40 protein-coding genes and 1 tRNA gene are annotated in these 26,261 nt (G+C 64.0%); all 41 read right to left on the bottom strand.

Annotation, left to right across the window (positions count from 1 at the left end):
• Nucleotides 1–4 precede the first annotated feature (4 nt).
• Nucleotides 5–265 (bottom strand): hypothetical protein, encoded by a 261-nt coding sequence (locus tag ABD678_RS01670; protein ID WP_344753046.1) that lies wholly within the window; start codon nucleotides 263–265, stop codon nucleotides 5–7.
• Nucleotides 265–822, bottom strand: a complete 558-nt coding sequence (locus ABD678_RS01675) for a hypothetical protein (RefSeq protein WP_344753047.1) — start codon at nucleotides 820–822, stop codon at nucleotides 265–267. The genes ABD678_RS01670 and ABD678_RS01675 overlap by 1 nt, the downstream gene beginning before the upstream one ends.
• A complete protein-coding gene (locus ABD678_RS01680; RefSeq protein WP_344753049.1) occupies nucleotides 819–2,006 on the bottom strand; it encodes a hypothetical protein in 1,188 nt (395 codons plus the stop codon). Before ABD678_RS01680 ends, ABD678_RS01675 begins: the two co-directional genes overlap by 4 nt.
• Before the next feature lie 8 nt (nucleotides 2,007–2,014).
• Complete coding sequence (locus ABD678_RS01685) at nucleotides 2,015–4,273, bottom strand: fibronectin type III domain-containing protein (protein WP_344753051.1); 2,259 nt, start codon at nucleotides 4,271–4,273, stop codon at nucleotides 2,015–2,017.
• Nucleotides 4,273–7,098 carry a phage tail tape measure protein gene (locus ABD678_RS01690; protein ID WP_344753053.1) on the bottom strand — a complete coding sequence of 942 codons (2,826 nt, stop codon included), beginning with the start codon at nucleotides 7,096–7,098 and terminating at the stop codon, nucleotides 4,273–4,275. The genes ABD678_RS01685 and ABD678_RS01690 overlap by 1 nt, the downstream gene beginning before the upstream one ends.
• Nucleotides 7,099–7,302: 204 nt before the next feature.
• Complete coding sequence (locus ABD678_RS01695) at nucleotides 7,303–7,860, bottom strand: hypothetical protein (RefSeq protein WP_344753055.1); 558 nt, start codon at nucleotides 7,858–7,860, stop codon at nucleotides 7,303–7,305.
• 56 nt (nucleotides 7,861–7,916) lie between these two features.
• Entirely contained in the window at nucleotides 7,917–8,684 is a 768-nt protein-coding gene (locus tag ABD678_RS01700) for a hypothetical protein (protein ID WP_344753057.1), read from the bottom strand.
• 62 nt (nucleotides 8,685–8,746) lie between these two features.
• Nucleotides 8,747–9,187, bottom strand: coding sequence for a hypothetical protein (locus tag ABD678_RS01705; RefSeq protein WP_344753058.1), 441 nt, complete (start codon nucleotides 9,185–9,187; stop codon nucleotides 8,747–8,749).
• Nucleotides 9,180–9,533, bottom strand: coding sequence for a hypothetical protein (locus ABD678_RS01710; RefSeq protein WP_344753060.1), 354 nt, complete (start codon nucleotides 9,531–9,533; stop codon nucleotides 9,180–9,182). The genes ABD678_RS01705 and ABD678_RS01710 overlap by 8 nt, the downstream gene beginning before the upstream one ends.
• 9 nt (nucleotides 9,534–9,542) lie before the next feature.
• Nucleotides 9,543–9,887 carry a hypothetical protein gene (locus tag ABD678_RS01715; protein ID WP_344753061.1) on the bottom strand — a complete coding sequence of 115 codons (345 nt, stop codon included), beginning with the start codon at nucleotides 9,885–9,887 and terminating at the stop codon, nucleotides 9,543–9,545.
• A gap of 7 nt (nucleotides 9,888–9,894) precedes the next feature.
• Nucleotides 9,895–10,347: a head-tail connector protein gene (locus tag ABD678_RS01720; RefSeq protein ID WP_344753063.1), complete on the bottom strand. Its 453-nt coding sequence runs from the start codon at nucleotides 10,345–10,347 to the stop codon at nucleotides 9,895–9,897.
• Between the two features lie 2 nt (nucleotides 10,348–10,349).
• Nucleotides 10,350–10,736, bottom strand: a complete 387-nt coding sequence (locus ABD678_RS01725; RefSeq protein ID WP_344753064.1) for a hypothetical protein — start codon at nucleotides 10,734–10,736, stop codon at nucleotides 10,350–10,352.
• Between the two features lie 76 nt (nucleotides 10,737–10,812).
• Entirely contained in the window at nucleotides 10,813–12,009 is a 1,197-nt protein-coding gene (locus tag ABD678_RS01730) for an SU10 major capsid protein (RefSeq protein WP_344753065.1), read from the bottom strand.
• Between the two features lie 18 nt (nucleotides 12,010–12,027).
• Nucleotides 12,028–12,837, bottom strand: a complete 810-nt coding sequence (locus tag ABD678_RS01735) for a hypothetical protein (RefSeq protein ID WP_344753067.1) — start codon at nucleotides 12,835–12,837, stop codon at nucleotides 12,028–12,030.
• 349 nt (nucleotides 12,838–13,186) lie between these two features.
• Nucleotides 13,187–13,264, bottom strand: a tRNA-Trp gene (locus ABD678_RS01740).
• 1 nt (nucleotide 13,265) lies between these two features.
• Nucleotides 13,266–14,474 (bottom strand): phage minor capsid protein, encoded by a 1,209-nt coding sequence (locus tag ABD678_RS01745; protein WP_344753068.1) that lies wholly within the window; start codon nucleotides 14,472–14,474, stop codon nucleotides 13,266–13,268.
• A 3-nt stretch (nucleotides 14,475–14,477) separates the two neighbouring features.
• A complete protein-coding gene (locus ABD678_RS01750) occupies nucleotides 14,478–14,720 on the bottom strand; it encodes a hypothetical protein (protein WP_344753069.1) in 243 nt (80 codons plus the stop codon).
• Complete coding sequence (locus ABD678_RS01755) at nucleotides 14,717–16,390, bottom strand: phage portal protein (RefSeq protein WP_344753071.1); 1,674 nt, start codon at nucleotides 16,388–16,390, stop codon at nucleotides 14,717–14,719. The genes ABD678_RS01750 and ABD678_RS01755 overlap by 4 nt, the downstream gene beginning before the upstream one ends.
• A 9-nt stretch (nucleotides 16,391–16,399) precedes the next feature.
• Nucleotides 16,400–17,701, bottom strand: coding sequence for a PBSX family phage terminase large subunit (locus ABD678_RS01760; RefSeq protein ID WP_344753072.1), 1,302 nt, complete (start codon nucleotides 17,699–17,701; stop codon nucleotides 16,400–16,402).
• Entirely contained in the window at nucleotides 17,691–18,122 is a 432-nt protein-coding gene (locus tag ABD678_RS01765) for a hypothetical protein (RefSeq protein WP_344753073.1), read from the bottom strand. Before ABD678_RS01765 ends, ABD678_RS01760 begins: the two co-directional genes overlap by 11 nt.
• Before the next feature lie 130 nt (nucleotides 18,123–18,252).
• Nucleotides 18,253–18,459 carry a hypothetical protein gene (locus tag ABD678_RS01770; RefSeq protein WP_344753075.1) on the bottom strand — a complete coding sequence of 69 codons (207 nt, stop codon included), beginning with the start codon at nucleotides 18,457–18,459 and terminating at the stop codon, nucleotides 18,253–18,255.
• Between the two features lie 116 nt (nucleotides 18,460–18,575).
• Complete coding sequence (locus ABD678_RS01775; RefSeq protein WP_344753076.1) at nucleotides 18,576–18,806, bottom strand: MerR family transcriptional regulator; 231 nt, start codon at nucleotides 18,804–18,806, stop codon at nucleotides 18,576–18,578.
• Nucleotides 18,803–18,997 carry a hypothetical protein gene (locus ABD678_RS01780; protein WP_344753077.1) on the bottom strand — a complete coding sequence of 65 codons (195 nt, stop codon included), beginning with the start codon at nucleotides 18,995–18,997 and terminating at the stop codon, nucleotides 18,803–18,805. Before ABD678_RS01780 ends, ABD678_RS01775 begins: the two co-directional genes overlap by 4 nt.
• Nucleotides 18,990–19,271 carry a hypothetical protein gene (locus ABD678_RS01785; RefSeq protein WP_344753079.1) on the bottom strand — a complete coding sequence of 94 codons (282 nt, stop codon included), beginning with the start codon at nucleotides 19,269–19,271 and terminating at the stop codon, nucleotides 18,990–18,992. The genes ABD678_RS01780 and ABD678_RS01785 overlap by 8 nt, the downstream gene beginning before the upstream one ends.
• Nucleotides 19,268–19,765 (bottom strand): hypothetical protein, encoded by a 498-nt coding sequence (locus ABD678_RS01790; RefSeq protein ID WP_344753080.1) that lies wholly within the window; start codon nucleotides 19,763–19,765, stop codon nucleotides 19,268–19,270. The genes ABD678_RS01785 and ABD678_RS01790 overlap by 4 nt, the downstream gene beginning before the upstream one ends.
• Nucleotides 19,762–19,890: a hypothetical protein gene (locus ABD678_RS01795; protein WP_344753082.1), complete on the bottom strand. Its 129-nt coding sequence runs from the start codon at nucleotides 19,888–19,890 to the stop codon at nucleotides 19,762–19,764. Before ABD678_RS01795 ends, ABD678_RS01790 begins: the two co-directional genes overlap by 4 nt.
• Nucleotides 19,883–20,542 (bottom strand): hypothetical protein, encoded by a 660-nt coding sequence (locus tag ABD678_RS01800; RefSeq protein WP_344753083.1) that lies wholly within the window; start codon nucleotides 20,540–20,542, stop codon nucleotides 19,883–19,885. Before ABD678_RS01800 ends, ABD678_RS01795 begins: the two co-directional genes overlap by 8 nt.
• The gene (locus tag ABD678_RS01805; RefSeq protein WP_344753085.1) at nucleotides 20,535–20,729 is read right to left on the bottom strand and encodes a hypothetical protein; all 195 of its coding nucleotides are present in this window, start codon (nucleotides 20,727–20,729) and stop codon (nucleotides 20,535–20,537) included. The genes ABD678_RS01800 and ABD678_RS01805 overlap by 8 nt, the downstream gene beginning before the upstream one ends.
• On the bottom strand, nucleotides 20,722–21,048 hold the full coding sequence (locus ABD678_RS01810) for a hypothetical protein (protein WP_344753087.1): 327 nt from the start codon (nucleotides 21,046–21,048) through the stop codon (nucleotides 20,722–20,724). Before ABD678_RS01810 ends, ABD678_RS01805 begins: the two co-directional genes overlap by 8 nt.
• Complete coding sequence (locus ABD678_RS01815; RefSeq protein WP_344753089.1) at nucleotides 21,048–21,344, bottom strand: hypothetical protein; 297 nt, start codon at nucleotides 21,342–21,344, stop codon at nucleotides 21,048–21,050. The genes ABD678_RS01810 and ABD678_RS01815 overlap by 1 nt, the downstream gene beginning before the upstream one ends.
• Nucleotides 21,341–21,580, bottom strand: a complete 240-nt coding sequence (locus ABD678_RS01820; protein WP_344753091.1) for a hypothetical protein — start codon at nucleotides 21,578–21,580, stop codon at nucleotides 21,341–21,343. The genes ABD678_RS01815 and ABD678_RS01820 overlap by 4 nt, the downstream gene beginning before the upstream one ends.
• Nucleotides 21,580–21,909 (bottom strand): hypothetical protein, encoded by a 330-nt coding sequence (locus ABD678_RS01825; protein WP_344753093.1) that lies wholly within the window; start codon nucleotides 21,907–21,909, stop codon nucleotides 21,580–21,582. Before ABD678_RS01825 ends, ABD678_RS01820 begins: the two co-directional genes overlap by 1 nt.
• A complete protein-coding gene (locus ABD678_RS01830) occupies nucleotides 21,906–22,271 on the bottom strand; it encodes a hypothetical protein (RefSeq protein ID WP_344753095.1) in 366 nt (121 codons plus the stop codon). The genes ABD678_RS01825 and ABD678_RS01830 overlap by 4 nt, the downstream gene beginning before the upstream one ends.
• Nucleotides 22,264–22,530 (bottom strand): hypothetical protein, encoded by a 267-nt coding sequence (locus ABD678_RS01835; protein WP_344753097.1) that lies wholly within the window; start codon nucleotides 22,528–22,530, stop codon nucleotides 22,264–22,266. Before ABD678_RS01835 ends, ABD678_RS01830 begins: the two co-directional genes overlap by 8 nt.
• Entirely contained in the window at nucleotides 22,523–22,753 is a 231-nt protein-coding gene (locus tag ABD678_RS01840) for a hypothetical protein (protein WP_344753099.1), read from the bottom strand. The genes ABD678_RS01835 and ABD678_RS01840 overlap by 8 nt, the downstream gene beginning before the upstream one ends.
• Nucleotides 22,750–23,817: a hypothetical protein gene (locus ABD678_RS01845; protein WP_344753101.1), complete on the bottom strand. Its 1,068-nt coding sequence runs from the start codon at nucleotides 23,815–23,817 to the stop codon at nucleotides 22,750–22,752. The genes ABD678_RS01840 and ABD678_RS01845 overlap by 4 nt, the downstream gene beginning before the upstream one ends.
• A complete protein-coding gene (locus tag ABD678_RS01850) occupies nucleotides 23,814–24,302 on the bottom strand; it encodes an ASCH domain-containing protein (RefSeq protein ID WP_344753103.1) in 489 nt (162 codons plus the stop codon). Before ABD678_RS01850 ends, ABD678_RS01845 begins: the two co-directional genes overlap by 4 nt.
• 211 nt (nucleotides 24,303–24,513) lie before the next feature.
• A complete protein-coding gene (locus tag ABD678_RS01855; protein WP_344753105.1) occupies nucleotides 24,514–24,783 on the bottom strand; it encodes a hypothetical protein in 270 nt (89 codons plus the stop codon).
• Nucleotides 24,780–25,244, bottom strand: a complete 465-nt coding sequence (locus tag ABD678_RS01860; protein WP_344753107.1) for a hypothetical protein — start codon at nucleotides 25,242–25,244, stop codon at nucleotides 24,780–24,782. Before ABD678_RS01860 ends, ABD678_RS01855 begins: the two co-directional genes overlap by 4 nt.
• 103 nt (nucleotides 25,245–25,347) lie before the next feature.
• On the bottom strand, nucleotides 25,348–25,623 hold the full coding sequence (locus tag ABD678_RS01865; RefSeq protein ID WP_344753109.1) for a hypothetical protein: 276 nt from the start codon (nucleotides 25,621–25,623) through the stop codon (nucleotides 25,348–25,350).
• Nucleotides 25,620–26,261 carry a hypothetical protein gene (locus ABD678_RS01870; RefSeq protein ID WP_344753111.1) on the bottom strand — a complete coding sequence of 214 codons (642 nt, stop codon included), beginning with the start codon at nucleotides 26,259–26,261 and terminating at the stop codon, nucleotides 25,620–25,622. The genes ABD678_RS01865 and ABD678_RS01870 overlap by 4 nt, the downstream gene beginning before the upstream one ends.

Raw genomic sequence — 26,261 nt, forward strand, 5'->3', positions numbered from 1 at the left:
GAGGTCATGGCGTCGGCTCCGGTTCCGGTTCCGGTTCCGGTACCGGGGTCGCCGCGACGACGAGCGCCTGCACATCCCCATCCGCGGCCACCGCCGACAAGAGGGTCTCAATCTGGTCGAGCCCGGTCAGCGGAAACGACACCACAGCCGTCGAACCACCGTCGAGCATGTACGCCAAGTCAACCTGCGTGCTCACATCCGCACGGGCGCGCCCGTCCGCCGACGTGAACACCAACGTCGTCGCAGTTGTCTTCTCGATAGCCATTACCGCCTCACCTTCAACGTGATCGTGATCGTCCGCGTCGCCCCAGACCGGTTCGTGATCGAGATCGGGCACAACGTCTCGCCATTCAAGAGCCCCCCGACCGCGACGGCCGCATAATTCGACGCCGCACTGCCGTCATCCTCAAAGATCAGACCGTGATCCCCAGACGGCAACACACCGACCACCCTTGACGCATCCGCCGTTCGATGAGCCGCCGACTGGTAGGCCCGAAACCTCGCCGCATTCGAAGACACGAAATGAAGAACCGTGAACCCCACTCCGAGATCCAACGTCGCCGTCTCCGAAGCGTTGTTCGCCAACGATGAAGTCGTGTAGGTGACCGTCACCGTCTCCACGAACGGAGGAATCTCGATCCCGCCCGCACGGCCATGGATGATCAGACGGCGACCAGACAACTCACAGCGGACCCTGTCATCGACGGCGAAGGTCAGCGGATCGACCAGCGAGTCAGGAGTGACCGGGATCTCGACGGAGTCGCCGTCGAGCACCACGCGCAGCGGCCCCACGGCGCTGACCGTACCCCAGATGAACGTCACAGGCTCACCACCTCCTGCAGTTCGAGTCTCATGAGACCGAGCGAGTTCGCCTCCAACTCGATCCGCGTCACCACATGGCGAGCATCAATCCCAGCAGGGGTATTCGCGAATCGCAGCACATCCCCGACTCGAACCGGGATCGGCAGGCACCTCACCGTCACCGCAGCCTGGACCGCGGATGCCGCAATCAACGACTGCTGCGCTTTCGACTCCAGGAACGCAATGACCTCAGCATCGGTGCCGTCCGGGGTGTCTACGTTGTCCAGGGTGCGTGTGATCCACCGACCGCGGGACGGGTAGGAGAACGGCGAGTTGGAGTCGGTGTTCGTGTACTCGCCCACCAGAGCGGGAGCATCCCCACTCCCGGCCTGCACCGCAATGACTTTGTTCGGCACAGAGAACATGTCGACGTCCCGCGACCACTCCTCCGAATAGATCGAGGTCTCTCCGTCGACGAGCTCGCGTGGCAGATTCAATAACTCATAGGTGAGCGACCGGTTCGCCGGCAAAACGTACGGGTTGGCCTGAAACTGGCCAACCCCATCCACCCGCAGCGAGTCGTAACCGAGCGCGTCGAGGAGGTCGTTGACGATCTGCAGTTTCGTCGTCCCGGCAGGCCACACCATCGACGACGAGAGCGCCGTCGTCACTTCGGCGTCGATGGTGATCGACTCACCGGCCGACGAGATAACTGCCGAGACGGCAGCAAGGATCCCGGTCGACGTATCCACGGTGTACGAGGCGTCCACCTGATCCTGGTCCAAGACGGTCGCCCGATCGAGCAGTTCCAGACTCACAACCTTCCCGGATCCTGACCAGTCCTCCGGTGCCGCCGCGAAGAGGAACACCCCCAACGGAATCTCCGGCAAGCCCTCAATCACCAGCACCGGCCGCAACCGTGCTGACGTGAGTGTCACTTCCCTCAACGTCATGAATCCCGGCTGCGCCACCGCAAGGTCGGCAACCCTGAGATGCCCGTTACCCTTCACCGTCGGCGCATACAGTGACTGGCCGAACTTCGCCGACTGTTTGATCACGCCATCCAGATAGCCGGCCAGATGATCGGTCCCGTCGGAATGGGTAAGAACCTCCCACCGGTAAGACGTCTCTCGATCTCCGTACAAGATCTCGTCAGTGGTGAGCGACCGAACTTGAACTACACCGGTAGGGATTGGGATTACCACCATGCCCCCTATGACGTTTCGGTGATCGAGTACGACAGCGATGCGAGGGCTGAGTTCTCACGGCTGATCGCACCGGCCACCTGCCCGAACATGCGCCGTCCACTCGGGTCCCGGTAGCACGCTTTCCCGGAGAGCAACAGAAATGCTTCAATCTCTTCCGGAGTCGATGGGTCGTCCTCGAAGATGTCGACCGTGCCCGACACGACGAGATCGCCGCCGGTGCCGTACAGGCCGATCGGACGTGACCTGCCCGAAGCTTTCAAGAGAGCCGAGTCGACGGTCGGTGTCGAGCCGAATTTCAGGTTTGCCGAGAACGCCACGATGTCGGTGAAATCCGCGCCCTTCGACAGGAACGCCCACCTATCCTCCGTCGTGGTCATCGTCACCTGGACTTCGGCGGTGGCACCATCAGCCGATTTGGTGGTGACCGTATACAGGTTGTCGCCGTGAATCGTAGGGGTGAGATCCAGCAGAGTCAAAACCGGTTCGGTGGGGTAGTCCGTGAACACGGTCTCCGTCGCCCCGTCAATGGTGCGGGTGATCGACACGGACACCGCATCGGCTTCACCAACACCAGCGGTCGGAATGGTCACCTCGAGTTGCCCGATCCCGGAATCCTCTAAATATGTGGCCGTGACACTTGCCGTCACGGGTTCCGTGTAGGCGACGGTGAAATCGGATTCCACCAGAGCAGAGGTGAGCCCGTTCGAATCCAGCCCGGTGACCTTCACCGTGTAGGAGCCACCGTTCGCAACTCGGGTATCCATCACCGTTGACGCGAGCGTGGTGGAGGCTAACTGCTCCAGCAGCGTCACACCTTCGTAGAGGCTGATCGTCGCGGACACGAACGTGGCGCCCTCAGCCTGTGAGAAGCCGAGTTCGACAGTGAGCTCCGCCTCAGTCCACGTCCCCGCATCCACTGGCGCGGTGATCGTCACAACGGGGCGAGTCTTGACCGTCACCGTCGCCAGATCAGACCACGGTGACGCACCGGTCCCATCCGCCCCGCCGGTGGTGGCTTCACCCCACGTCCGAACCCGGACGGTCAGGGCAACATCGGCCGCGTAGGTTGATGCGGCAAACGATTTGGAGGAGGTGGTCGAGGCGACCTTCCCCGTCGTTGACCACACCCCGCCACCGTCCGTGGAATAGCCGACCTCGTACGCGGTCTGCGGTGTCGTATCCACCGGATTGTGAGTCCACGGGACCACGAACGCGGCAGCCTTGTCCACGAACGGACCCAGAGCGGGCAGGGTCGGCTTGTTCGGTGCCGCCAGCAGCTGCACCGTGTTCGATTCCACCGCCGAGGACGCCAGGGCAGCAGTATCCGAGTTGACTGCTGTGACCCGGTATTTCCACAGCTTCGCCGCATCCGGTGCCGCATGCGTGTACGTGCCACCCGATCCTGCCGATGTTAGCGTCGACCATGCTGACCACGACGCCCCGCCATCACTGGAGGATGCAGTCTCCACCTTGTGCGTGTGCTCCGTGAAGGCGACGTTATCGGTCCAAACGACCACTACGTCCAGGGAAGCATTCTTCGCCGCCGACACACCTGAGGGTGCAGCCGGGGTGGTGTAGATCGGCGCGGAGGGGATCGAGTAGGCGGAGGTTCCGGCGGAGTTCGACGCGTTGACCTTATAGACGGTCTTCCGGTTAACCGCCGTCGAGACCACCACCGACGATGCCGGAGCGATCGTCGCCGCATCCGCATACGCTCCACCGTTGACCGACTGCTGGACCTTGTTCCCCGTCCGGGCACCGTTAGCCGCATCATTGTTCGTCCACGCGACCGTCGTCTGCGTGTCCGACACTCGTGTCGCGGTCACCCCCGTCGGGGTCCCCGGCACCTGAGTCAGCTTCGTCAGCGTGACAGTCTTCGACGAGATCGACGCCGTCCCCAGCGTCGCGGCCGCGGCATGCGACGCCGACACCGTAAACGACTTCGATCCATCCGCATCATGCACTACCGATTGCGTAGACGAGAAGATCAGAACAGCCCCGCCGGTCGGGGTGGCCGAGTAGTCGGTCCCCGAATGGATGCCCTCGAAATCGTAGGCGGGAAAGTCTCCCGAACCGCCCGCAGGGCCACCCACCGAATACCCGGTACCCGAGTTGATCCATGGTGTAGACCCGTCACCGCGCACCATATAGAGCGCTTCGGTCACATCAGAGGTGTTCGCCACCGCATCTAGGTTCGACTCGGTAACAACGAGCCGGAGTTTCCACGACGACTTCGACGGGTAGGACGCTTCATATGTTGGCATCAGAACCCCTGCCGCTTCTCATTTCGCACAATCCCCGCCAGCGCGCGCGCGAGCTTGTCGATAGTGGAGTCGGATAGATCGGTGGCCATGATGCTTTCAGCCCGCGGGTGACCTGAGCTCAACTGGATAGAAGACTGGCCGCCCGCGGCGAAACCTTGCGCCCCAGAAGGAACAATCTGGAACCCCCACCCGGCGAGCATGTCTTCGGCCAAAGCAAGGGAGCGGGGGCGCTTCGACTTCGCCTCGGGGAAGTACCACTCGCCGTCAGTTTCCGGTTCCGCCCACACCCGGACATCTCCGGCGCGCGCGAACTGAGCGACATGGTTCTCCCCACCGCCGGCAAAGAACTTCACATTCCCGCCGTCGGCATTGAACTTGATGCTCGTTCCGGGGACCTGATAGACGGTGCCGCCGTGAGCGTCCACGGTGATGTTGATGCGCTTGCCGTCCCACGAATTGATGAAGCCCCGCAGGCGGTTCTCGGCGTTCGCAGTCTCCGCGATCACCGTCCACTGGGTTTCGTCAGGGATCTTCAGGATCTGGTCCGCGAGTGTTTCTGCGGCATCCCCCGTGAGCCCGAGATCATGGATCCGGTCGAGTAGGGTCGCGCGGCTGGTCTCCAATGACTCCCGGTAAGCCTTCGTGTCACCGTCGAGATCATGCTGCGCCTTCGCCGCATCCCAAGCATTATCGGCGAGGTCGACGAGGAGGGCCATGTTGTCGCGGCCCGCCGCCGTGGTGATGTCGAGACTGGCAGCGTACCCGTCGGCACCCTTCTTGATCTTGCCGATCTGTTCATCCACGGCCGCCAGAGCATCCTGGTAGTCGATGTTTGCGGTGATCGCGTCCTGCCCGACACCGTTAGCCCTGTTCAGGGTGTCGATCAGCTGATCGAGTTCCTGCTCGAGGCCGTCGATCTCCTTCTGCGCGTCCACGTAGGCATCAGACGCGGAGATTGTGGTCTTCGTGCCCTCCCCTTGCGCTTCGGCAAGCTGCTCGTGCTTCTCCTTCGCCGAGTCAAGCTCGCCGCTGACCTGCCGGAGGCTGTTGCGGAAGATGAACGCGTACCCGTTGGCGTCCCCAGTGGAACTTGTTTGATCGTCGATAGCCTTCGTGACCCGCTCGTAGGCATCTTGGTTGCCGAGGGCCGCATCGGTGACGTCGTCGAGCGCGACACCGTACTTCTTGGCGATGTCGAAAGCGCCCGCGTCGGAGAGTTGCTTGATCGCCACCGAACGGGTGTTCTCGGTCATCGCCCCGGTGTTCTTATCCAGAGACTGAGTGAGTTCGTCGATGCGGGAGGCCGCTTGAGCGCTTCGACCGATCAGGTCGGTAATGCCGATGAGGGCGAGACTGATCGCGAGGCCCCACGGCCCGCCCATGAACCCTGCGAAGCCCTTCACCGCAGTTGTGGCGCGCGGCATCTCCGTCGAGAGCGTGGCCACCGCCTGCCGGAACGCGACGATCTTCGGGACTGCCAGCAGCGCGACACCGCCGGCGAGGACAATCCCACCGGTCAGCAGCGCCAGCACGGCAATCGCTCCCTGCAGTTCGGGGGGCATGCCGCCGAGGAAGTCGGACAGGTTCCCCACGGCGCCTGCGACGGCTTCCACGGCAGGGAGGAGATGCTGGCCGAGCTTGATCGCTGCATCGACAATGGAGTTGCGGGCCATGTCGAGTTTCGCGGCCGTGGTCTCGTACCGCTTTTCGGCCTCGATCTGAAGGGCGTTGTTGTCCTTCCAGGACTGGTTGCCCAGTTCGATGGAATCACGCAGTAGAGTGCCTGCGCCGGCAAGGCCGAGCAGCGAGCGGGTGGTGCGGATGTCGGTCTGACCGAGGGTCTCGAGGGTGGCGAACACATCCCCGCCAGCACGGTTCAGCCGGCCCATCCCCTCGATGACAAGGGCGAGAGCCTCGGCCGGTGCCGTTTTGTACTTCTTGGCGAACTCATCCGCTCCCATCCCGGCGAGCTTCGCCCACTCGAGAAGCTTCGAACCCTTCTGGGAGACCGCGTTGGCGATGTCGATCATGATGTTGCTGACGGATGAGCCACCGGCTTGAGCTTCGATCCCCACGGAGGCGAGAGCGTTCGCGAGCCCCAGAGTTTCTCCCTCGGACAGGCCGATGATCTTTCCGGCGCCAGCGATCCGCTGGGACATTTCGACAATGTCGCGCTCAGTGGAAGCGCCATTGTTTCCCAGAGCCACCACAGCCGAGCCGAGCCGGTCAACGTCTTCCGGGGCGGTCTGCATGATGTTCATCAGCTGCGCCAGAGACGTGGCCGCTTCATCCGCCGAGAGGTTCGTGGTCTCACCCAGGTCGATCATGACCTTCGTGAATCCCACAACATCATCGGCGGCGACACCCAGCTGACCTGCTGCTTCAGCGACCGCCGCGATCTCCGAATGTGACGCCGGGAGGACCTTGGTGAGCCCCCTCAGGCCGTCCTCGATCTCGCCGAGCTTCTCCGGGGTGGCGTTGACCGTTTTGGTGACCCCAGTCCAGGCGGTCTCCCAATCAATCGCGGCTTTCACCGTCAGGGCGGAGGTGGCCACCATGGCGGCACCGATGACCACCATCGAATGACCCACCGTCGTCGCTGCCGCCTGAGCGGTCAACGACATGCCGGCGAGTTCCTGCTTGACCGTGCGCACCTGTGGCGCGGCAGCAGCGGACTTCCGGCCGAGCTCTTCAGTCTTCTTGCCCGTCTGGTTCAGCGCGTCCCCGGTTTTGCGGGCGGCCGCCTCAGACTGGGCGAGGTCCTGCTTGAGAACGTCCTTCCCCACCGTCTGGATTCGCCAGATGATCGACCCGGCTTCGAACATGCGCCGTCACCGTCCTCTGGGTCCAGGAGCCCTCCACGTGGGAGAGTCGTTCGATGGCGGAGCGGACGAAATGCCACGGCCGTGAGTTCAGGGCGCGGTCAAGGTCCGGGATCAGGTGATACTGGGCGAGATCCAGTTCGATCTCGCCGAACAGGCTCGGCAGCAGCAGGGTCCAGAACTCTCGTGCGGTGAGGGAGCGTTCGGCTACTTCTTTTTGGGCAGCCTGTCTTGCGGCTGCCGCCCGGGCTTCTTTCCACCCTCGGGGGTAGACGTACTCGGGATAGACGCCTGTAACTGGATCAGGTTTTCCAATGCCGAACTGGGCGATGTCAGCAGGGGTGAGAGCCCCAAACGCTGGACCAGCGCCCCCAGTGCTTTTGTGTGGCCGCCGACACCTCCCCCGTTTTCGAGGTAGATGCTCACCCCTGCTGCACCGAGGATGGTCTGCCAGAAGAACGCAGCCATGGCGACGTCCTCCGTTTCGGAGGTGGAGAGTTCCTTGCCCATCCGGTTCGAGTTGGTGCGCTCCTCCTCAGGAACGGGTGTCCACTGGTCCGTCTCAGGATCGTGTACTGCGCCATCCACGGCCATGACGAGCGCGAGAGTCGCTTCCAGCTGGTCTCCGCCGCCGCGCGCCGTGCTCAGGTATGCCTCGGTCATCTTGTAACCGGCTTCCCCGGGGAGGGGTTTCACGATGAAAGGGTCGAGCCCTTCAACGTGGAGGTGGAGGTTTCTGCCCTCCTGGGTGGCGGTGATCGCCATGATGTTCCTTTCCGAGAGGGAGGCGGCGGACCCCGAAGAGTCCGCCGCCTCGAGGGTTAGACCGTCTGGGCCGTGTACGCGAACGCAGCGGATGCGCCGGTCGCGTTGGTGACGATGATGTCCGCGGCACCAGTCACCGTGGCGGGGATGACCATGACGAGGGTGTAGTCGTCCAGGCCGCCTTCGGGGCCAGCAAGGAACTCCGTCACCGCCTGCGTGTCGATCGTGACCCCGGTGGTGCCGGTGAACTTGTACCCGCGGAGCACGATCTGGTCGCCCACCGTCTGCAGGGTCGGGGTCGCCGACTCGATGATCGGCTCACCCGTACCGGCGATCGGGGACGTGACGAGATCCACGACACCGTCGGAGGTGAAGATGAACCGGTAGGCGCCCTTGTCCTGGTAACCAGTGGAGACGGCGGAGAGGTCCGCTGTGGCGACCGAGAAGGAACCTTCGATCGCTTTCAGGTTCTCGTCGCGACCATCGAACACCTGCAGTTCGACCTTGTTGTCCGCGCCGGACGCCTGCGCGATGGTGACGAGGTTCGACAGCCACGTCTGGATGATGACCCCATTGGAGTCACGCACCGCCTCGACGTCGACCGTGACAACCCACGAGTCGCCGAGCTTCTCGATCGACGGCATGCCCTTGTTGCCGTAGTTCTCGCGTGGGGTGATGACGGCGGTGGGGACAGCGCCGAGGTTGTTCGCGTCGCCGGTGATGTTCTCGAACACACCGTCACGCTTGACGCGGATGATCTTCTCATGCGACTTCGCCAGCGTCCCAGCGGTCTGCTGGGTGGCGTCGTAGATGGTGTCTGACATTGGTTTCTCCTTGTGTTATCGGGGGTGCCCATCAGGGCGGGCCCCTCGCATGGAGGGGTGGTCTAGAGCGGTCGGCGACCGCGGAAGTGGAAGTTCTGGTACGTCGTGTACCGACCGGACTCATCTCTCGTCGCGGCGAGCTCGGAGAATATCGTCGACCACGACACGTAGAAGCCCGGCGGGATCTGCTCTTTCTGATCCAGCGCTACCCGCAATGACCATGCGAGGTTGCGCGCTTGGGTTTTGGTGCCAGCCAGGCGCGAGATGATCTGCACCCGGTGCACCAGATCGGCGCGGCCCTCGATGATAGGGTCCAGCTGGTTCAGGACGATGCAGTTATCCAGAGTCGTGGGGAGGTCTGGGCCGCTCACCAGAATGGCGGGCTTGGCGAGAGTGGATTCGGCGGCCGTGTACGTGCCCGTCGGCTTGTACAAACCCAACTCGAGGTCGTCAAGAGCTTGAGCGAGGGCGCGGTCGAACAGGACCAGGTAGGAGTCAGCCACGACGCACCTCCGCGCCGAGAATCTGGCCGAGTTCGGCGCGGTTGTGGATCGCCGGATCCTCGAGGTACTTGCCCTTCCGGCCGTTCTGGAAGTCGTACTCGGGGTGTTCGTGCAGGCGGGCCGCATACGGGGTGTCGTACGTGACGGCTGCCCCATCCTCTGCGTTCTCGGCGGGGAGGACCGCTCCGGACTCATCGAGGGTGCCGAACTCGAACGGAACCTCCGCAGAGGAGAGTGCGAGCAGACGCTCAGCGGCTTTATTCTCGCCGCGCATCAGCCGCCCCTCGGCATCGTTGAGCACCTGGAAGACGTTGGATTCGACAGTGACATTCGCCTGAACTCCCACGGTGGCCTCCTAGTCCAGAAAGGCTTGGGTGTGACCCGGTGCGCGCGGGTACGAGAAGTAGTCGCTGGTGACCACCTCAGAGGTCCGCTCCCGCGGTGTGTCCTTCCAGACCTTCACCATGGAGCGGGGGCTGAGGTCGTTGTCATGCAGGACGACGACGAACGTGGAAGACGTGACCTCCTGCCCCGCTGTGGGGGAGGTTGAGCGGCGGTCGACGACGAGCTTCGACTTCTGTTCCACGTACGCCGGCACATCCTCGATCCAGTCAGACCAGGACTCGCCCTCAGAGGTCTCACCGAGCAGAACCTTCACATCGACCAGATGCGGGAGATGCTTGGCACGCAGTCTGGGCATGATGCTCCTACCGGTATGCAGTGATTGCGGAGATCAGACCGGCTGTGGTCAGGATCTCGACCGCTTCGGGGGCGACACGTGACTGCTGCTCATCGGGCGCGCCATTCCCCGAAGAACGCCCCCTGGCGCCGATCGATACGGAACCGATCGAGAACGTGCCCTCCTGAGAGACCGCCCCAGTGGGATCTTCGGTCTCTTCCCAGTAGGCGACCTGCGCGCAGGTGGCGTCCTTGAAAAGTTCCGTGACATCCGCATCCGTCGGGTAGCCGTCATCGTCTGCGTCGTACACGGAATGACGGGTGAGGCCGTCGATCAGGCCGGATGCTCGCCTTAGTAGCGCGTTCAGGTCCTTGTCTGTGGTCGGTTCCGCGACAGGATCGCCGTTCGGGTCCTCGTTCGGGTCGTCGCCGCCAGTGAAGTCATAGAAGTCGCTTGCGGTGGCGTAGACGCGCTGAGCCATGGTCAGTCCTCAGCGGTGCGCTCGTCAGCGGGAATCGTGGCGGGGGACTCGCCGTCGCCGATCACAGTCCCGTCTGCGAGCTCGGCGATACCGAACGGTTCCCCGTCGGGGCCGGTGCCCGCCGGGGTGCGGCTGAGCAGGTCGACGAGGTCAGCCTTGGACGCCCTCGCCGGGACTGCCACGCCTTCGACGTCGGCGATCTCCCGCAGTTCCTTCACGGTGAGCGCCTCGAGGTCGACGGTCGGTTCCTGTTCGATCACGAACCGGTGCTGCAGCAGGGTCTGCTCGATGATCGGGTCCAGTGAGTCGACACGGGCGAACCCGTCGACGAACTCGACACCGATGAACTTCTGGCGCCCCTGTGCGGGACGCGGATGGATGATGCGCACGATGCTCTCCTAGAAGTGAGGGGGTCCGGCTCGGGCATGCTCGGAATCACACCCGAGCCGGACAATGGGTGGAGGGTTAGCTCCAGACCGGTGCGACCGGGAGGCCGCGGATGATGCCGTGGGCGCGCTCGTTGCCCCACTGCAGGCCCACCTCGCCGTACAGCTGCTCACGGTCGGCAGCGCCGATCTTCGCGAGCGGCTCGGAGAAGAAGTGACCCTTGCCGGGGGTGACGAGGAACTTCGGCTTCAGCTGCGACAGCGTCGACACGATGACCGCATCGGCCGGCATCCACCGGTCGAGCAGCACGTTGAACACGCCGAAGTCGGACATGATCGTCGTGAAGTTCACACCACCGACGTTCCGCGACGCCTCCTGGTACTGCCCGAACGCTTTCGCGTAGGCAGTCGACAGGGACCGCTTCTGGCGGCCGCCGAGGATGATCGTGGCGGTGTCGTTGCCGAGACCGCCCGACTGGAACACCTTCTCGAACAGGGCGTCGTAGGTGTCCTTCGTCGGGCCCGCGGTGGGCATGACGCGCAGGGACACCGTGGCGGTGCCGATCGTGATCGCCGTGCCGCCCTCGGTGAGGGAGACCTTGAACGAGACGGTCGTCGCCTTGCTGACGACGTAGTACACCGTGTTCGTGTCGATCGTCGTGGAAGCTCCCACGTCGGTGAACATGACACGGTCGCCGTTGTTCAGCGCGTGCGTGACCGTGATGGTGTCGGTCGCGGCCGATGCCTCCGTGAGGAGCGTGGTGGCGTTCTCGACGACGTTCGTGGTGATCGCCTCGATCAGGCCACCCGTCTTCCGCTCCTCCGAGTTGTCGGCCGGGACGTGCTTGAGGCCGAGCAGGAACGACAGCTCGATGTCGACGGCCTTCGCCGCGAGCGCAAGCTCAAGCTGGTGGTCCATCTCGTTGGTGACCGGGTTGGTCTGGTCGTTGTTCACACCCGACGTCTGCCCGGTAGCCGCCTGCTTCGTGTAGGACAGTTCGACGGTCTCCTGGTGGATCTCGCAGATGTTCTTCACGTTGCGGCGAACACGCTGGTCGGCAGTCTGGGCGTTCGCACCCTCCAGACGGGACCGGTTCGCGGTCGAAGTGCGGAGGTCTTCCTCCTGCCACTCGAACTCGACCGACTTGACCTCTTCGCCACCGGTGAGACCACCGATTGCGGAGAGGAGGGGCGTTTCGGACGGGCTCACATTGAAGAGCTCGCCCACGTAGTTGGGCAGGTTGTAGGTTGTCCCCTGCCCGCTGATTCCAGCCATGCTGTTCTCCTTGGGTTGTTATCCCTGGGCGGCTCGCGCGGACGCGATGGCACGCTTCAGGCGGATGGTTTCCGACACGTCCTTCTTCTCCTCAGCGGTTTTCAGCTGGGCTTCGAGGGACTGCACGGTGGCACCCTGGTGTTCGCCGCTGCCTGAGCGGCGAGGGGTTGCCTTGAGGGTTGGCGTGTCCTGCACGGCCTTGGTGATCGCAGCCTTGATGGCCGCCTCATCGGTCGGCTCTACCGACTCGATGGAGGTCTTGAACTTCTCGTTGGCGAGAAGGAGGGTGGCGGAGGCGCCGAGCCCGGGGGCGTGGAGGGCAACCTGCAGGGCGCGTTCGGCGGTCTTAACGGCCGTCTGTGCGGTCTCCGCTGTCGTGGTGGCTTCGGTGAGCTTCGTGTCCCGCTCAGCGAGCGCCTGACGTAGCTTCTCCGGGTCCGTCTCCGGTTCCCCTTCACCGCCGAGAAGCTTGGCGAACTGGGCGAGGGTGGCCTTCTGCGCATCCTCCGCGGCTTTCGTCGCGGCTGCGGCGATCGCGGCGTCCGTCTTCGTCTGCCGTTCCTCAGCATCGGTGCGGAGGTTCTGGATGAGCTTCCACGCCTTGTCCGGGTCGAACTTGGTCGGGTCATCGCCCCACGGTGGTTTCGCGTCGGCGGCTGCGGCAGCATCAGCGGCGGCCTTGGCGGCTACAGCGGCGGCGGCCTGCGCGGCAGCATCCCCGCCTTCGCCGTTCTCGTAGCGGATGCCCATGAGGGCGTGGCGGGTGCGGCCGATGATCGCCAGCCCATCGGGGCCACGCTCGGCAAGGGTGTTCGTCGTGATGGACACGGTTATTCTCCTTCGCGGCACCTGGCCGCATCGGTGTATCGCCCGGAACTTCCGGGACGTGAGGGCCCTGCGCGCCTACCGTTGAGGTGTCGACGCTCGCCACTCGGCGCGCAGGGACGAAAAGGCCCGCCGTGAAAGGACGGGCTGGTTCGAGAAGCGGGGAGGGGCGCAGGTACGCCTAGCTGGAAAGGTGCAGCATCATGGAACGTCCTTCGCGGTGGAAGACCCGAAATTGCCGCGTTGACGCCCCTCCATCGGCAATCACGGGGCCGGGCCGACTCGCCTCAACCCCACAGCAGGGCCACGCGAGTTTGTTGAAGACCGGGCGGTCTCTACGCCCGTCTGTGAGTGGCAAAGGCGACAGGACTCGAACCTGCAACCTCCGGTTTTGGAGACCGGCGCTCTACCAGTTGAGCTACGCCAATTCGTTAGCGGCCGTCCGCGAAGTGCAACTGCTCGCGGTGAGACTGCACACGCCGACCGGTGCGAGAAGTGAACTCGCGGCGGGCCGCGCGCGCTTCCCTCAGGTCCCGTTCCGCACGCTTCCGCGACACCGCATCGGGAGCGATATCCAGATCCCGTTTCGCTGACCGAATGTCTCGCTCAAGCTCCCGCTGCTTCTGACGGTCCTCGTCCGCCTGCTGGTTGTACTCGAAGTCCTGTTGAGGAGCGGCGAGCCCGGGGAGCATCGCCACCGGCCGGCACCGGCAGTTCGGATGGTTCCAGCCCGCGTTGCGCGCCTGCTCGATCGTCCCCGCGACGTACACAGTCACCGTCTGGTCTTGGGTGGAGTGCTGCATGATCCGGGGGCCAGCAGGTGTCCCATCGGTGGAGAGAGTCTTGCCGATCCATGGCGCGCACCGTTTGCAGGCATCGAACCCGCCGACGATGGTCACCAGGTGGATGCCTGACTGTTCCATTCGCCAGATTCCGGCATCATTGAACGCCCGGTTGACCGCGGTACGGCCCGCCATCTCCGCGTAGGAACCGATCCGCCAGTTGCGGCCCGACTTATCCACGAACCCGGTGATGCCTTCACGGAGGAACCGCTGCACCGTGGCCTGCTGCTGCCGGAGGGACGTGGTCACACCCAGCAGAGTGTTCGGCGCGGTGAGGGACACGATGCGCTGGTACGCGTCTTGAGGGTAGCGGGTGATCCGCTGATTCATCACCTCAAGCCGTGACTGGAGGGAGATCGCGAGGGCACTCACCGCTGTGGCGGCAGAGCCGGTCTGGAAGACGGTGGGGAGACGCTTGGCAAGCCCGAGACGTGCAGCCGCGGCCGCTTCGCCTTCCTCGGCGGCGACTTTGATGATCTCCTCAGCCATGCCTGAACGACGCAGGCGCTCCACGATCGCCACGGCCATGCCCTGCAGTTCTCTGACAGCTTGTGCCCGGTGCACAGCCAACTGGCCGAGGATCCGGTTCTGCTCGCGACGCTCCGCAGCCGTTAGTCCACCACGCACCGGTTCAGTGGGGAGCATTTCGCGCAGTTCGAGGTCACGGTAGACGCGGGTGGCTAGTTCTCGGATCAGTTCGTCTTCGGCATCCCGGTACCTGAGTGCGAGTTCGTCGGAGAGTTGCTCGATGAACTCCTCGAGGTCGAATGCTTCCGGATCCGGAACGAAGACGGCCATGAGCTACTCCTCGGGGTCGTCGGCAACCGAGAGAGCGAGCCTGTTGGCGAGGTATTCGGTGAGGCCGATGGACACATGGATCGGCTGTTCCGCCGCGACCCGCAGGTAGTACGTCATCTGGTCGCTATCCTCCGGCTTCACCGCTGCGGCTACGCCGACATAGTTGGTGAGCAGAGCGCCGTCAAGCTCGTCTGCAACATGCGCGGCGATCGCGTCGTCGAGTGCGGCCTTGGTCGCGGCGCTCACGGCTTCGGCTCCTCGTCAGGCTTCGGTCGCGTCCCGTCCGGTGTGGTCGGGTCGCCAGTGAACGTTGTCGGGTCCGGCGCCTGAGCCCCGAACTCTTCGGATAGCGCATCAACCTCGTCGTCGACCTGATCCTCATCCCAGTCAGGGTTCGAGCGACGCACACGCTCACGCCTCGAGATCGACTCGGACAGGAACAGCGACTGGATGATGCGGGCCGCCTTCTCCATGTCCTCCTGCGACACGGGCGGGAAGTCCACATCGGGCAGTTCTTCGAACCAGGCGCCGCCCTTGCCGGGGAACACGATCCCGTCGATAGCGAGCGCCACCTGTGCCAGCTGGGCGAGGGCAGGCTTCGCGTACATGGCCTTCTCGTCCCGCACACGCTCCGAGTCGGAGTAGTCGGCATCCACCTCGGTGGCGGTCTTCATCGTCCCCGAACCATCCACCCCAAGGTGGGCGAGGGAATACCCGGTGGTCCAGGCGATCTCCCGTTTCAGGCCCTCGATGACGTTGCCAAACTCTTCGTCGCGGATGTCGAACTGGGACTCGTGAATCTGCCCCGACATCTGCTCGTCGGCCTTGCCGAGCGCGTTGACGCCGACATACACTTCCCGATCGAGATCGACGGTTCCACCCTCGCCGCGGCCGGCCGTTTCCAGCCACGACTCCGGGACGGTGAGACGCCCCTGCCCGAGGGCAACGTCACGCATCAGGGCGGACCATGCCTGATCAACCTTGTCGAGTTCATCCTCGATGCCGGCGAGATCAGACCGGCCGAGGTTCGCCAAAACGCCCTGCTTGCGCCAGTCCTTGTTCGGCATCCTGTTCGGGATGTACACGACAGCGAGCTTCGGAACACCAGTGGAGACCGTCACAGTCTCCGACCAGGAGCCCGGTTCGGCGATCGCGAGATCCAGTTCAGCCTGGGAGCGCAGCCCGTTGTAGTGCGCGGTCGCATCCAGTGAGTTGATCGGCACCACCGGACCCAGAACCTTCTCCGACCCTTTGTGGAGGGAGTAGGAGATCATCCCCGGGTCGTGACGCTCCAACAGCCGATACACGGCCTGCTCGACCCGGTACTCGGTCCACAAGGTCACAGCGGTGAGGATGCCGTCCTGAAACTCCGGGAGCGCACAATCGGCGGCGTACGCGCGAATCCGCACCCGGTCAGCCAGGCGCTCATTCCACGTCACCGACAGGTAAGTACCACCGAGGGCGGCAGCGAGCTCACCAGCCTGCAACAGTTGCGCGCGGGTCTCATCCGAACTCATGATCTCGTCGAGTCGAGCCTGCCCCTCGTGCTCCCACTTCTTGGTCGGCTTCGACGGATCCTTGCCGGCCGCATCCAACTCAGGCGGTTTCGGGTAGCGGATCTTCACCTGCTCCCCGAACAGGAGCGTGGCGGACAGCCGGCAGATACCCCCAGCCAGGTCGACGTGCATCTTCATGCGCTTCTCGGTCGCCACGATCGGCGCGCCCCAGAACGCTTTCGACAGTGATCCGACCAGTCCACCCCGGTACGGGACACCATTGTGGGTGTGCGTGGCGACCTCGCCCGAATACATCGACTGCAGGGTGAGAGTGTCGCCTGTCCACCAGGCTTCATGCTCACGGAACCGGTCGAGGGCGATGTCGAATGGGGCGGGAGGGAACTCGTCGGCTGACGCCATGGGTGCCTCCTATGCTGCGAGCTTGATGTGTTGACGCCAGATGTTCTCGGTCGTGGTGACCGCGTAGCGGGCGGCGTCGAGACTGTGGTCGGCGACCTTGATCGGTTTCTCTTCACCCTTGAGAGTCGCGTCGGGGTCCCACGCATACCCGGATGCTTCGGTGATGAACCCTTTGCAGCGGTCGGTGACGATGAGCTTGTGTTCGGCCAGCAGTGACGCCATCGTGCGGATCCCGTACAGGACGTCGTTGTCGGCTTGGGTGGTGGTGACACCGTCCTGCTGCATCTGCACACGCAGGGAAGCGGCGGACGGGTCGAGGATCGTGTAGCGGGGCACCAGACGGGAGCGGGTCGAGGCGGGCAGGTGGTTCTCGTTCAACCACTTCACCAGCTCGCGAGACAGGGCGGCGTCGGTGAGCTTCTGCTCGGTCACCTTCGAGTCGTGCCGGTACTCGTCGATGAAGAACATGCGCGGTGTCGGCCGGCCCAGATGATCAATCTCGGCGCTGATGCCCAGCAGGAGTGCGGCGGTCGGGTTCGTGGTCCCGTAGTCCACACCGACCGCGACGAGCTCGCGCATCTCCGGCAAGGTCTCCCAGGGGATGACGTAGCCGGCGCCCGGTGACGGGTCCCACATGTCGTAGATGGCGCCCTCAGCGGCAACCCACTCGCCGAGGATGAAACGCTTGTACCAGAGGCCCGTGTAGTTGGCTTTCAGGTTCGCGATCGCCTCAGCCGACAGGGCGATGTTGTCGTCAAGGACGAAGTGCCATGACGCCCAGTTCGGGAGCTCATCGAGACGGTCGAGGTAGTCGCGTTTCAGCCAGTGACCGGGAGAGTCCGGGTTCGTTGTGCCCAGCAGCATCGCACCGGGAGCGGTGAGCCGGGAGAGCATCATCTTGAACGCGCCCTCAGGCAGAACAGTGATCTCATCCACATAGCAGAGGGCCACGGTCATACCGCGGATCTTGTCCTCAGCCTGCTTGTCGTTCGCGCCGATCACATGCACAACCCGGCCGAGGATGCGCGCGGTCGGGGCGCCGGCCGTGTACTTCACATGCTTAGCGAACGGGCCGAACAACTCCGGGTCCATCAACGGCTCGAACACGTTGCGGAAGATCGACTCACGAGTGCGGCCCATGATCACGATGCGACCCTGACGGGCCAACGGCACCTGAATGATGAACCGGATCAGCGAAGCGATCGTCTTCGACGACCTGACCGAACCCTCCCAGACGCACACCTGCTTGGTGGCTTCCCGAATGGAGAGCTCCTGCTTCGGGGAGATGTCGAACTCGAGGTCAGTCGACAAGACCGAACCTCTTCGCCAGACGGCCCAGCATCGAATCTGCTTCGGCAACACCGTCACCGTCGTCGACGAGCTCGAGCTTCGCGGCACGGTCGAGGTAGATGTTGATCGTCGAGGCGAGGTTCTTCTCGTCCGCCGTGGGGACGAAGCTCAGGGTCAACTCTCGGGATGTCCCGTACTCACCAGTTCCGAGAGTTTCGAACGTGTCGGCTTCGAGCCTGTCAAGGATTCTCTCGGTGCGGTCATACAGGCGGTCGATGATGTCCGCTCGACGCGCAGCACGAGAAGTGCGACGGGCGTTGACCGCGGTCTCAGTCCCCGACGCGTCGAAGCTGTGGCCCTCTTCCTCAGCGATCCGGTCCACCTGACGGGTTGAGATGCCAATCTCGCGTGCGATCTCGTTGCGGCCTTTGCCCTCGGACATGAGAGCCTTCGCGCGCGCGCGTTGCTCTGGCTGAACTGGCACACCTGAAGCCATTGCCATCACCTCGGTTCGCAGCGCCTGGCTGCTTGCGGATGAGGCTTAGGGCCTCAGGAGTGTTGAGTGTTGTGGACTACTTGCAGGCTTCGATGCCGAACCCGAGGAGGGCGATCATGACCCACCATGTGCGTTCACCGTTGGGTTTGGTCCATCGATCGCCGTAGATGCCGGTTGTCCAGCGTGCGTCTGGGTTGGCTCGGTGTAGGTTGGTGGCGCCGAACTGGATGCCGCCGATGCGGATGTCCGCGTATCCGGGTCGCGTGGACGTGTCGAGAGTCATTGCGTCTCCTCGGTGGAATGAGTGAAGCCCCGGGAGTTGTCGGCTCTTCCGGGGCTTCGGGATGGACTAGGCCATCATCTATCTCAATCTGATGGCCTTTCGCATCTTGTGTCAAGTTAGGCTGCGGCGTGTGGTCGGGCGCGTCGCGTCCATTTCTTGTCGCGCATGGTGAGGATGTCGGTTTCGGCTACTCCCCAGAAGGATTGGCCTGTGGAGTCGGTGCCGAGTATTTCGCGGACGTGGCCGTTCTTCACCCACCGGTAGATGGTGGCCAGGTGTTTACCGGCGAGCTCGGCGGCTTCCTCGTAGGTGAGGGTGCGGCCCGTGGGACGAGTGGCGCCTGTCATGCGGTGCCCTCGAACTCGACGAGGTACTCGGTCCGGTACGTCTGCACTGTGCCGGAGGGGTCGAGGTGACGTTTGCGAACGTCGGCCCATGCGTCCTCGGAGAGCCGGATGTGAGTCCACGTGTCGTCTTGGCGGACGATCTCGCCGACGATGCGACCCTTGCGCTGGTGGTGCCAGACCTGCTCAGGCATCGGACCGCCCACCCACAACCGGAGCGGAATCGAACGCGTCAAGGACCTTCGGCAGGCGCTCATCGAACGCCGCGATCACACAGCCCTCACCGCCGATGAAATGCGACTCCGCGACGTTCGCGAACACCCGCCACTGCCGCTCACGCTCAGGAGCGGGAGGATCGGCGTGAGACGCCTGCTCCTCGAAGTTGCGCATCTTCTCGACGAACGCCTCAACCTTGGCGCGAGCCCATGCGAGGGCTTCGGGGTCGTGATCGTACTTGGTGTCGCTCAATGGTCGCCTCCCTCGGGACGATGGTTCGCCTGCTCGGCGTCGGACCACGGCGTGTAGACCTCGGTGTCCTCCACCCACGTCGAGCAAGCCAGGCAGACTTCGAGCGGACTAGACGGGCAGTCGCCGTCGTGCTCGCAATCACCGAAGCTGCACTCGAGGTCGTACGCATCGACCGTGACCCGCTCGTGTAGATCCGCAGCCGCCGCGGCTTCACTCATCGAACTTGGTATCAGGTACCCCCGGAAGATGCACAGCACAACAGGGCGGTCATACTGGCCGGCCCATCCCGCTCGTGGCACGGCGGCTTCGATCCCACGGTCAAGGGCGACAGAGAACTCGCAGTCGCGAAGGTCGATGCCCGAGTCCCGACACTTGGCAGAATGCAACACATAGACGCGCTGCTCTGCAGAGACAGCTCGCGCCCAGTGGAACACCGGGTGACGCTCGACGCCGACCTTCGCTTCGATCGTCGCGGCACTCTCGAGGCGGCTCATCGCTTGTCTCCTTCGGGTACCGGGCCGTAGATCGCTTCATCCCACGAGTGCCATTGAGCATCGCCCTCGTGAAGCACCAGCCCGTTCACCCAGTCCACGGCGACCTCCGCGCCGCGCTCAGCCACGGTCGCCTCCTTCGGGTACCGGCACCCACTGGCCAAGCGAGCGCCGTTGAGCCGACCATCCCTCGTCCAATAGAGGCATCGACTCAAACGTCCACTCGATCACCGGTCGGCCATCCGGCGCGACTCGGCGGTACTCCCATTCCGTCTCCTCGGTCACGGGTGGGACAGCAGCAAGAGCGGCTTCGAGGCGAGCGACCTTCCCCTCCAGGAATCGGATGCCGAACTCGGTCCGCTGTAGGTCTGCCTGACGCTCGGCAATCAACGCCTCGACCAGCTCGCGCTTTGTCCACGTCATGAGCACGCGCGCCTGCTCGGCGCGGTCCTGCGGGATGGTCCGCCAGATGCCGTCCCAAGCGGTCCACGGCCCCTCGTCTGTCTCGGGTGGGACGGGAGCACGACGGAAACCCGCAGCGATCAGCGCTTCGACAAGGTGCGCGCGGAACGACGGAAAGCCCGTGCGATCGGGGGCATCAAGCGTCTGCCACAGCCTCCACGTTGACTGGTAGACATCGATCAGCGCCCCCCGGTCGTCCTCGGTGGGGAGAGACGCCTCCAACGCATCCGCAGCTTGCAGCGCAGTCGCCGGAGCAACGCCCGGATGGTGCGCATCCGTCCGCAGTCGCTCGATCAGCTTTCGTGTGTCGTCAGACATACCTCATCCCCAATCCAATCTCGATCTTCCGCTCTAGCTCCGCGATCTTCTGTTTTGCCTTATCGAACGACTCGCGCTCGCCCGGCTCGCTTGACCTCACAGTCCCGTGCGGCCAGTAGAACCGGAACTCGTCCTTGAGCAGACGCAGGTACTCAATCTGCGCTGCTCGCTTATCTCCGTCAGTCATTTCTCTGCTCCTGCCCTGTAGTGGTGAGCAACGTCCGAATGTCGCGCCCCAGGTGTGAACAGTGCGAGTCGCGGGTGATCGCATCCGCCAGCTCAGCTACCGCCGCGATCTTCGCCTCGGCAACCTCAGCACGACGCAGCAAGTCGAACCGATCGTTATTGCACTTGATCGCCTGTTCTGTGATCTGCTGGTCCTTGACCGCATCATGGGCAGCAAGCCAACGGTCGAACATCCCCCACCGCCTAGTAAGGCCCTGCGCGTAAACCTCCTTGACCTCGCCCGTTGTCGGCGTGTATTCGGTGGTCACTCCGTCAGTCATCACTGCTCCTTTCGTTCGCTGGGCCATTCGCCCATCGCCTCGTCGACGGCATCCGCCAACGTCACGCCCTCAGCAATCCACTCCAGATACTGGGCGTGCCTCTCCGGGTTCAGGTCGCGCAGCATCCGCAGCAACCTCAGCATTCCGCCGGGCGGTTCCCTGAGCATCGCGGCCTCCACGTCCTCGCTCGTCAACCCTTGACGCTCGTGGAAGTCGTCACACGCGCGGCACTCACCGAGCGGCTTGATGTCAAACGTCTTGTGCTGGTGCGACGGAACCACGACCGAACGCTTCACTTCGTCACCCCCACAACCGAAACCGCACGAGCCGCGAGACCAACATCACCCGGAGCATCCACATACGCACGCGCATCATGCAAAGACTCGAACCGCGCAGTTCCGCACGGGAATCCCACCTTGATCGCTCCGCCCAGTAGCCACTCAATCCGCAGGAATGATCCGGCCGCGCCAACCTCGGTCGAGTTTGCCTTGGGGCCGTAGTGGTCGTGAGAGAAGCCGACCATGTTGACCATCAGCTCGTCTCCTCGGTCTCTGGTGGGAAGTGAGAAGTGTGGAAGCCCGCCAGAATCTCGTCGGCCATGACTTCCGCAGTCCCCATGAACTCAACCCAGAACTGAGTTCCGTTGAACTGCCCCAACCTCCTGCGAAGATGCTCGATCAACGCAGTCCGGTCGTCCTCGGTGGGGAGAGACGCCTCCAAAGCCGCATGCAGGGAGCGGATAAGTTCGGTGCCCTCGTAGGCAACCATCGGGCCTCCGGGGAACTCTTGGAATCCCTGCCCGAAGTTCACCAGCCACTCGTCGGCTTTCTCGATCAGTTTTCGAGTGTCGTTCTCGGTCATCGCTCCACCCCGGAAATCCTGAGAATCTGGATCGGCACGTTGTTCCGATGCGAGACCTCAACATGGGGGTGACCATCATCGTCCAGACCGTTCAACGCCCTGAGCAGGTGTTCGCACTCCTCGTCCGGCATCGTCTCGTGCCAGCCCTGCCCGATCAGGTTGCTCGGACCCCGGACCCCTCGCTCCCAGTCGATGATCGTGTACTCAACCTCGCCAGCGGGGCGGAATGGGGCCTGGCGGGTGAGGACCACGTAGCGGTCGTCCTGTGCGCGGACTCGCCACCAGTTCTGTTCGCGTCCGCCGTGCGCCAGCCGAACGAGTTTCGTATCTTCGGGAATTGCCGTCTTGTCGTGCTTAGTCATTGCTCTGCTCCAATCGGTAAGGGTTCGGGTCGGGGTCATAGGACTTCCCAGTGGGAGTTGCCGTGCCGTACTGAGTGTCGAGACCCCTCTGGTAGCCCTCGTCCCAGGCTTTCTCTGCGACCTCACGATCATGGGCGGCAAGCCAACGGTCGAACTCGGCCGCGTAGCGATCGCTGACCTCTCCGAACTCGTTCATCGCGTAACCGTCACGCACCTGCGCCGTTGTCGGCGTGTATTCGGTGGTCACTCCGTCAATCATCGGAACCCCCTACAGCGGCGAGGATCGCAGCGCGTCCGATGTCGCCCGGCATGGGGCGAAGCAGGAACCACCCGCGTGCAGCTCGATCAGCCCTTGTCACGGCTTCGTCGCTGGTCAGGAACTCGACCACCGCAGCAGCGATGTTTCGCTGCTTCACACCGGGGAACGGGACATTCTGAGCGTCCGCGATCACCTTCGCGAGTGCTTCGTGCTTGTCGCTCATGCGCATGCTCCTTCGTGAATCAACCAGCAACGCGGACACGTTCCCGGATCCTGCACCGCCGTACTCGGCGGCAACGAGAGTGGGGCGCCCACCGTCACCGTGGTGAGGGCGCCATGGCCGACCGTGACGTCGGCATGCTCGTGACACTCGCAATGGCACGAGACCGACCGACAGCCGCCCCAGCCGAGGCTGTTCCAGTGGTCACCTGCCTCACACGCTGCGCTCAACCCGGCGAGACTGAGCAGTTCGGCGGACGGTTGCGCCAGCAGTTTCGTGACCTGTTCCGCGATCGCCGCGCTCACATCCGGGCGTTGCTGGCTCAGTTCTTGCGCGAGCACGAGCATGTCGAACCGGGCCATGTCCGGGTCATAGAGCGCCTGACAGGCAGGGTTCGCGCACTGCACCACAATGTCGTCCAGATAGTGCAATGGCGGGTGCTTCCACAGGGTGAACTGTTGGCATTCACGGCACCGGATCGGGCGGAGTTTCTGGTCACGCTCCGAGATGGGGAACATCGCCAGAGCTCTCTGGACTTCACGGAAGAACTCCACCGCCGCCTCAGCACCAGCTGTCCGGGCAACAACAGATTCGGGGGATGCGCTGACCCATTCGACGAGTCCCTTCACCGCATCCGCGACCTGGTCGATCGTGGCGGTCATGGAGAACCCCAGACCTTCCGAAGTCCATGACGGCCAGAGCGGTTCCTCCCCGCGCGTGTCGATCGCGTGCACGATCGCGACCTTGCAGAGGGCCACCCACAGCCGGTCAGCGGCCTGCCAGGAGCCCGGGAACGTCGGAGCCACCACGGTGGAGGTCCGCACCCCATCAATCGAGACCGGGCCTTTCTCGACCGACCGCAGGTGGGTGATCAGGTCGACGGCCGTCGACAGGGCAGCCTCGAAACGTTCCCAGCAGGAGCGACAGAGAATGCCGGTCTCGGCCGGCCGGGGGAGACACCCGTGGCACTCCTTGCCGTTGCGGGTTCCGTCGCAGGTGTCGAGGTGGTGACCCCGGAACGTGCACGAACGGCCCGGCATGGAGTGGGTGATGCAGATCAGGGTCACGAGGTCACCCCGGCGAGGATGCGCTCGACGACGTCGGCCGGGAGCTCGCGCAGCCCCAGAGCACCCTTGTACGGGATCGGCTCGACCAGCGGACGCGGGTCAGCAAGCCTGAGGTGCCAAGCGTTCGGCTCCGCCCATCGAGAGCACCACCCAAGCCCCATGGGCCGGCACTCCCCGTTCTCGCGCGTCCGATGAACGCCCACGAGGTTGACCACACCGATGATCGCGCCGAGCGGCCGGATCGCATCGAATCCGGGACGAGGATCATGACGAGCAGCCTCAGCACCGACCGGCCAGCCGAAGTCGTCGCTCAGAGCGTCCCAGATCAGCCCGGAACGCCCGCCCCGGAGATCCCATTCCTTGCCCGCATGGATCGCGATCGGCCCTCGGTAGTCGCCCGCCAAGTTCTGCGGCCGGTTCTCCACGTTCTTACCGCCGTGGATGATCGCCCACGCCCACGGCTGCCGCACCGTCAGAATCCTCATGCCGCCCACCGCCTCCCGAACACCACATCGAACGTCACAACCCGCGTAGGCGCCACGAACAGCAGGGCCTGCCCGCACGAGTCCGCACGACACCGCGCCCCAGCTGACTGCACATGACAACCGCAGGCAGGACGGAAACACCCGAACGGGGTGAAGCACACCGCACAGTGTCCGCGCCCAATGTGCGCGTTGCAGGACTCGTCACGACAGATCACGCGTGCTCAGCCCTTCCCGACAGGTACTCGTAGGCCGCCTCGAACTCGGCGTTCGACGGGTAAGGGCTAGCGGCGCTCAGTACCGCTTCGACACGCGCCCAGTCATGCTCGCCAATCTCCGGGTAGAAGTCCCAGCCGTAGAGCCAGTCGCGATCGCGGCGGTGCGCGAGGACATGGCGGGCGATGACCGCGATCGCATCCTCATGGTGGATGCCGAACCCGTCGACCTTCACGCGCTGCGCTGGCGTCAGTTCCGGGGCGCTCACAGGTCCGCCGCCTTCCCCGTCTCAGGGTCCGTCAGATGGAACTCGGGATGCTTGAACTTCATGTGCTCCCGCACGTTCGCGAAATGCTGGCCACAACCAGGGGCGGGACAATTCCCGGCCGCGACCTTGTTCCTGGCGCGAGTCAGGTGACCCTTGAGGGCAGCCTTCGACCGCTCCGACGCGCGCAGTTGATCCTGGGACGCCGACCATGCCGCCCAACCGTCGTTAGCGTGCCTCAGCGCTTCCTTCCGACGCCGCTCGGCCCTCTCAATGTCCGACTCGGACGGATAGTGCTGGGCATGCCCGTTCGGGCAGTACCACGTCTTGTGATCTCGCCTGCGCGCCGCGACGTAGTTGTCGCTCAACGCGAACACCACCCCGCACCCAGTGCTGCCGCACTCGATCACCACGAGACTTGCGCTGTAGGTCTGCGACTCGCCGACCGTGATCGTGCCGTTCATCATTTCTCCTTCGTTTCTTCGGTTATCGGTCGGCGGCTGGCACCACAAGCGCACTCCAACGCGCCCGAAGGTGTTCGCCACCAGTCATGCGAATGCGAATCAGTCACGACGCCGCCTTCCGATCACGACGCGGCACATGCCAACCCGACGCACGAGCCGCATTCAACTCACGGTTCAACTCCGCCAACCGGTCCTCCACCGGCGGCAACATCACCGGCACCAGATGAGCTCGCACATCATGGTTCGGGGCCGACACCACCGCCTGGACAGCATCCGCAATCAAATCCGCGACCTTCACTCCTCGGCGGTCAGCGATCGACGCCAGACGACCCCACACCGGTTCCGGGAGAGTCACCGGAACAGTCCGCAACACCATCACGCCACCGCCTCCTCAGCGCACCGGTCACACCCGCGCGCAGGACGCCCAGGATGCTTCGGACAGTCCTCATCGGTGACGATCCCGGAGACGGTCGGCTTGTTCTTCTGTGCCCGCAACCACGCTTCGTGAGCGCGTCGAGCGTCACCGCATTGAGGGCAGCGGGGAGGGAAGTCCATCGACTGATGCAGTGGACATTTCGTGGGGGGTTCGGCGTCGTTGACGCCTCCCCCTCCTTTCCTTTCCCCTCCCCTCCCTTCCCCGGTGGAGGCCTCCCGCCCGGCTCCGGGAGCGCTCCGGGAGTCATCCGTGAGCGGTACAGGTGGAATCAGGGAGGGCGTCGGCTTGCTGATCTTCTGGTGCTCCCGCCAGTTCGTCACCTGGATGTACCGCTCCCCAGCAACTACATAGCGAATGATGCGACCGTGACGGTGCAGGTCGTCCAGAATCTGGTCCAGCTTCGGTTCGGACACCGACAACGCCCACAGCAATCCGACGAGGATGCCGGGCTCATCGAGCAGCCGGCCCTCATCGTCAGCGTTCGGCCAGAGACCCTGCCACACCAATTTCTGCTTGTCGGTGAGCTTTTTCACCGCCCTCGACATGAAAAACGACGGCTTCACCGAGCGAATGCGCGCCAC

Origin of the sequence: Leifsonella bigeumensis (assembly GCF_039537265.1) — a bacterium.
GTDB classification, from domain to species: Bacteria; Actinomycetota; Actinomycetes; order Actinomycetales; family Microbacteriaceae; genus Terrimesophilobacter; species Terrimesophilobacter bigeumensis.